Consider the following 4,550-nt stretch of genomic DNA (forward strand, 5'->3'; position numbering starts at 1 on the left):
GGCGAGCGCCACGGCGTCCGCGACGAGCGTCCGGACCCCCGCGAGGTCGCCGTCGCGCACCCGGTCCCGCGGCACCATCCACGAGCCGCCGACCGCGGCGACGCACGGCAGCGCGAGGTACTGGTCGAGGTTGCCCGGCCCGACGCCGCCGGTCGGCACGAACCGGACCCCGCCGAACGGGGCCGCGAGCGCCGCGATCGCCGCGCTGCCGCCGGAGGTGCCGGCCGGGAAGAACTTCACGGTGTCGAGGCCGAGGTCGAGCGCGGCCTGCACCTCGGTGGCGGTCACGGCGCCGGGCAGCACGGGGACGCCGTGATCCTGGGCGCGCTCGACGACGGCGCGGGAGGTGCCGGGCGACACGAGGTACTGCGCGCCGGCCGCCACGGCGGCGTCGACCTGCGCGGGCGTGACGACGGTCCCCGCGCCGACCAGCACGTCGCCGCCCCGGTCCGCGATCACGCGCACGGCGTCCGCCGCGGCGGACGTGCGGAAGGTGACCTCGGCGACGGGCAGACCGCCTCCGACGAGGGCGTCGGCGAGCGGGCCGGCGTCCCGCGCCTCGTCGAGCACCACCACCGGCACCAGCCGGTGCGCCGCGAGCCGGTCGAGCACGTCCGCCATGTCGAACTCCTTCGTTCCGCTCTGCGCAACTTCCGATGCGCCCTGCGCACCGATCGTGGCACACGGCGAGGCCCGGCAGCAACGGCGGGTGGGGCGGGCGCTCAGGCCGGTGGCAGCGCCAGGCCCGGCGGGAGCAGCGGCGGCACGACCGCGCGGATCCGCGCGTGCACCTCGTCCCGGCGCTCGGCGGTCATGCGGTCGGCCGGGGCCGTGACGCTCAGCGCCGCGACCGGCCGCGACCCGCGGAGCAGCGGCACACCGAGGCAGGCGATGCCCGGCTCGTTCTCCTCGACCTCGACGGCGTAGCCGCGCTGCCGGGCCGCGGCGAGCTCGTCCGCCACGTGCGCGACGGCGACGCGGCCGGCCGGCTGCACCGCGCCCACGTACCCGTCCAGCGCCGCGGCCGGGGTGTCGCCGAACGCGAGCATCGCCCGGCCGAGCGCCGTCGTCGCCGCCCAGTTCCGCCGGCCGACCGCGGACCACACCCGCACGGGCCGCTCCGGCTCGACCTTGTCGAGGTAGACCACCTGCGCGCCGCTGAGGACGCCGAGGTGCACGAGCTCGTCGGTGGCGGCGCACAGCGCGACCAGGGCGCCGTGCAGCCGGGCGGGCAGGTCGTCCTCCGCGAAGTACCGGTCGGCGAGCCCGAGGGCCGCGGCGCCGAGCCCGTACCGGCCGCTCGCGGGGTCCTGCGCGACGTAGTCGCGGTGCCGGAGCGCGGCCAGCGCGCGGTGCACGGTGGTCTTGTGCACGCCGAGGGCCGCCGACAGGTCGGCGAGGCTCGCGCCGGCCGGGCCCGCGGCGGCGACGACCTCGAGGGTGCGCAGCGCGCGGTCCACGCTCTCGACCGGCGACCCGGCCGGACCCGCCGCCGGGCCCGCCCCGGCACCCGCCGCGACGGCGCCCGCGCCGCTCGTCTCCTCCGCCACGGCGCCCACCCTACGGGCGCCGTGGCGGCCTCGTGCCCGACGTCAGCCGAGGGCGGGGATCAGGAGCCGCGCGATCTCGAAGTAGATGATGAGCCCGGTCCCGTCCACGAGCGTGGTGATCATCGGGCCGGAGACGACCGCGGGGTCGACGCCGAGCCGCCGGAGCAGCGGCGGCAGCACCGCGGCGACCAGCGACGCCCAGAGCACGATCACCCCGGCCGAGACGGCGACGGTGAGCCCCACCTCGGGACCCACCCCGAGGATCTGGGCGAACACCCCCGCGACCAGCGCGATCGTCAGCCCGAGGAGCGCGCCCGCCGTGACCTCGGTGCGCACGACCCGCCCCAGGTCGCGCAGCCGCACCTGGCCGAGGGCCATCGCCCGCACCAGGGTCGTGGTGATCTGCGTACCCGCGTTCCCGCCCGTGCCGATCAGGAGCGGCACGAAGAACGCGAGGGCGATGACGGTCTCGAGCTCGTCCTCGAAGGCACGCAGCACGGTGCCGGTGTACATCTCCGCGGCGAACAGCGCGAGCAGCCACCCGATCCGCCGGCGCCACAGCCGTGCGGGCGACGCGGCGAGGTAGGGCAGGTCCAGCGGGAGCGCCCCGCCCTGCCGCTCGGCGTCCTGCGTCGCGCTGCCCTCGACGAGGTCCGCGACGTCCTGGTCGGTGAGCGCGCCGAGCAGACGACCGTCGTCGACCACGGGCACCGCCCCGGCACGGTGCCGGCGCAGCACGCGCGCGGCCTGCTCCCCGGGCGTGTCGGGGGCCACGGCGGGGACGTCCGGCCGCGCGAGCCCCGCGAGGACGCGCCCCGGGGCCGCGAGGGCGAGGGTCCGGTACGAGACCGTCCCGTGCAGCACGGGCGCGACGCCCGGCTCGGGGTGGCTGGTCACGTAGACCTCGCCGCTCGCGGGGACCCGGGCTCGCGCGCGCAGCGCCGCCACCGTCTCGGCCACCGTCGCGGACGGCCGGACCGTCACCACGTCCGGGTCCATCCGCGCCCCGGCCGTCCCGCGCGGCCAGGCGAGGACACCCCGCACGACGGCAGCCCGGGCCGCGGGCAGCGCCTCGAGGAGGAGGTCACGACGGTCGCGCGACAGCTCACGGAGCACGGCGGCGGCCTCGTCCCCGGGCAGCGCCCCCACCAGCCCGGCGGCGACCGGCACGTCGAGGAGCGCCAGCAGCGCGGACGCGGCACCCGGGTCGACGCCGGAGAGCAGGTCGGCGGCGGTCGCCGGGTCCAGGAGCGCGGCGATCCGCCGGGTGTCGTCGGACCCGGCCGACACGAGGTCGGCCAGAGCGGCCTCCCGGTCGGCGCGACCGGGGGTGCCGCGGAGCCAGCCGGCGACCTCCTCGGGGGTGCGGGCGTCGGCGAGGCGGCCCGGGGCCTCGGGCACCGGGTCCGCGACGGTGCGGGCAGGACGGGGCAGGGCGAAGCGGGACATGGTGGTCTCCTCACGGCGGGCCGACGGCGGCGGCCCGCGGGGTTCCGGCGGTGGCGCACGATGCGCCGGGCCGCCGCACCTGGGGGCCGGCGAGGCCCGGTGCGGGCAGCACGGGAGGACGGGACGGCACCGGGCCGTCCGTGGTGCGGGCGCGGGGCGTCCGGGTTCGCGGGGTCAGGCGCCGAGGGCGCTGATGAACACCCGGGCGACCGTGAAGTAGATGATCAGGCCGGTCGCGTCCACCAGCGTCGTGATGAGCGGGCCGGACCCGACCGCAGGGTCGACGCCCACCCGTCGGAGCAGGAGCGGGAGCACCGAGGCGATGAGCGACGACCACACGATGATCGCGCCGGCGGCGACCGCGACCGTGATCGCGACCTCGCCCCCGACGCCGGAGGTCCACGCCCGGAGCCAGCCTGCCGCGGCGATCGTCACCGCGACCAGGAGACCGGTGCTCAGCTCCTTGCGCACCACCCGGCCGGCGTCGCGCAGCCGCACGCCGCCCGTCGCCATCGCGCGGATCACGGTGGCGGTGATCTGGGTGCCCGCGTTGCCGCCCGCACCGATGAGCAGCGGCACGAAGAACATCAGCGCCACCACGGTGTCGAGCTCGTCCTCGTAGTGCTGCAGCACCGAGCTCGTCATCGTCGCCGTCACGAACAGCACGAGCATCCAGACGATCCGCTTGCGCCACAGCAGCAGCGGCGAGGCCCGCAGGTAGGGCACGTCGAACGGCTGCGCACCACCCTGCCGGACCGCGTCCTCGGTGGTCTCCTGCTCGACGATGTCGGCGACGTCGTCACCGGAGAGCACCCCGAGGAGCAGCCCGTCGTCGACCACGGGGAGCGCGGCGAGCCGCTGGTCGCGCAGCAGTCGCGCGGCGCGCTCCTGGTCCGCCGTCGGCTCGACCGTCACCACGTCGTCGCGCATCAGCGACGCGACGAGGACCGTCGGCTCCGCCAGCACGAGGTCACGGAACGTCACCACGCCGAGCAGCGCCTCCCCGACGCCACCCTCGACCGGGGCGGTGACGTACACCTCGCCCCCGCCCTCGGTCGCGGAGTCGGGCTGGGCGCGGAGCGCGTCCACCGCCTCGCCGACCGTCATGGTGGCCCTGACGGTGGCGACCTCCGGGTTCATGTGGGCGGCGGCGGCGTCGTCGGGCCAGGCCAGCAGGCCGCGGACCGTCGCCGACCGCGTGACGGGCATGGCGGCGAGCAGGGCGGCGCGCTCGCCGTCGGGGGTGACACGGAGCAGCTCGGCGGCCTCGTCGGGGTCGAGGCTGGCGACCAGCCCCGCCGCCACCGGGGCCGGGACGACGTGCAGGATCTCCGCCGCGGCGTGCGGCTCCAGGCTCGCGAGGAGGTGCTCCGCGGTGGTGGGGTCGAGCAGACCGACGAGGGTGCGGACCTCGCGGTCCGACAGCTCGGCGACCTCGTCCGCGCGGGTGCGCGGGTCGGTCGTGGTCTCGAGCCAGACCTCGACGGCCCGGCGCGTGCCGACGGCGACGACGTCGTGCAGGTCGAGGTCGACCGGGAGGGCGCCCGGGCG

General features: G+C 77.6%; 4 protein-coding genes. All 4 read right to left on the minus strand.

The genetic code is table 11. The features are described from left to right. On the minus strand, nt 1-621 hold a 621-nt coding region (gene eda, locus G6556_RS17310; protein ID WP_166944165.1), incomplete at its 3' end, for a bifunctional 4-hydroxy-2-oxoglutarate aldolase/2-dehydro-3-deoxy-phosphogluconate aldolase. A 101-nt stretch (nt 622-722) separates the two neighbouring features. Continuing rightward, entirely contained in the window at nt 723-1,550 is an 828-nt protein-coding gene (locus G6556_RS20315; protein ID WP_166944167.1) for an IclR family transcriptional regulator, read from the minus strand. Nucleotides 1,551-1,592: 42 nt separating this feature from the next. After that, nucleotides 1,593-2,999 (minus strand): magnesium transporter, encoded by a 1,407-nt coding sequence (locus G6556_RS17320; RefSeq protein WP_166944169.1) that lies wholly within the window; start codon nt 2,997-2,999, stop codon nt 1,593-1,595. Nucleotides 3,000-3,173: 174 nt separating this feature from the next. Then, on the minus strand, nt 3,174-4,550 hold a 1,377-nt coding region (gene mgtE, locus G6556_RS17325; RefSeq protein ID WP_205693673.1), incomplete at its 5' end, for a magnesium transporter.

It is taken from the genome of Cellulomonas sp. IC4_254, assembly GCF_011603975.1.
GTDB lineage: Bacteria > Actinomycetota > Actinomycetes > Actinomycetales > Cellulomonadaceae > Cellulomonas.